The following is a 1,366-nucleotide window of genomic DNA, read 5'->3' as shown; positions in this document are numbered from 1 at the left end:
CCCCTGGCCTGACCGGGGACCACGGTTCAGATATTCGAAAGGCCGCAGCTTTTGCTGCGGCCTTTTGCTTTGGCGGGGTATGCGACCCCCCTGAAACGAGAAAACCGGCTCCCGTAAGAGCCGGCTCTAATCATTCTAATTCAACCGCAATCAAGCGGCGTCAGCGTTCACGCCGCCTTTGGTCGCGATCTCTGTCATGCGGCGGTCACCATCATAGGTGTGATCAAGCTGCTCTTGCAGTTGTGCACCATCTTCATTTTCGCCCAGACGGTTGGCGAAAGCGACAACACATCCGTAGCCCGCCAGAGCATAGTGCACCATCCGCTGATACTGCGTGATGATCATCGCATCCCGGGCATCGCTGTCGCCAAAATCCTCCTCCAGCACATGTTTATGCGCCTCTTTCACAAGGCCCTCCATCCCGTGGCAGTGCTCGCCTTCCGGGTCGAGGTCATGTTTGGCGCAGATGGACTTCAGCACATCCATGCCCTTGGCGATTCCGTTGCTGCCGTCGATAAGCGCTTCGCTAAGTTCCTTGTCTTCTGCCGCACGGCCCAGAGCGTTGGTCGCTTCGAGCGATTGCTTGCAGGCAGAATAGAGGTCTTGCAGTTGGTCGGTGTAGACGTCTTTGAGATTGTTCATAGTCATCGGTCGTCCTCCAATTTCGGGCTTGGTTCGACGGGAAAACGTAAGCTGAGCGCTCAATGTTCCCCAAAGAAGAGAATATCGGCGGAAAGGCCAGATCTGCTCTTGATCCGCCGCCCGTTTGCGACTACCCAAGCCACCGGCATAGGGGTTTAGCTCAGTTGGTAGAGCATCGGTCTCCAAAACCGAGGGTCGTGGGTTCGAGTCCCTCAGCCCCTGCCACATTTCCTTAAATTAACGACGAAGCTGCGCGGCGTATCGTTCTTAGCGGAGTCCTGCATCCGTGAGGAGTAGGGCCGTGCCTTTGAGGCAATGGCGGTCGGCGGCAATCTATTCTTTATAAGTTTACCCACCCTAGGCCCGTCACCGCGCAAGTGTTCAGAGAGTCGCGCTGCCTCGCGGCGATTCACTCAGCATCCCCTCTATGGCGCTCCACTCGGAGATGATTCACGCGGTCATGGAGGGTTCTACCAGTGTCATGCTGCCATCGCGGCGAAGCGCAGGGCCGGTTCCTATGGAATTAGCACGCCATTTCAGCGCCTTGCCGAAAAGTTCCCCGAAATCTCATCTTTTCTCAACTTTCTGCTTGCGGCTTTGCCCCAGTAACCTTAGAACCCCCTCTACCGGCGGCGCTGAGACGCACCGCTGGGGCGCCAGACGGGGCGGACGGCAGCGGAGACGCGGTGGTTCGGATCACGAGGCGGATAAGAATTCGAGGTAA

Annotated in this window: 1 protein-coding gene and 1 tRNA gene; one reads left to right on the top strand and one right to left on the bottom strand. The window is 57.3% G+C overall.

Annotated features, from left to right (window positions below):
- Positions 1-150 precede the first annotated feature (150 nt).
- Positions 151-648, bottom strand: coding sequence for a DUF892 family protein (locus ACGYK2_RS17290; protein ID WP_067260565.1), 498 nt, complete (start codon positions 646-648; stop codon positions 151-153).
- A gap of 143 nt (positions 649-791) precedes the next feature.
- Here ACGYK2_RS17290 and ACGYK2_RS17285 point away from each other — a divergent pair.
- Positions 792-867, top strand: a tRNA-Trp gene (locus tag ACGYK2_RS17285).
- The last annotated feature ends 499 nt before the right edge of the window (positions 868-1,366 follow it).

It is taken from the genome of Sulfitobacter sp. 1A10359 (assembly GCF_043558145.1).
GTDB lineage: Bacteria > Pseudomonadota > Alphaproteobacteria > Rhodobacterales > Rhodobacteraceae > Sulfitobacter > Sulfitobacter faviae.
Note: the sequence above shows the minus strand (reverse complement) of the source record. Positions and strands in the feature narration are given on the sequence as shown.

Coding starts and splice junctions, on each gene's coding strand:
- ACGYK2_RS17290 (WP_067260565.1), bottom strand. CDS start 648: ATGACTATGAACAATCTCAAAGACGTCTACACCGACCAACTGCAAGAC.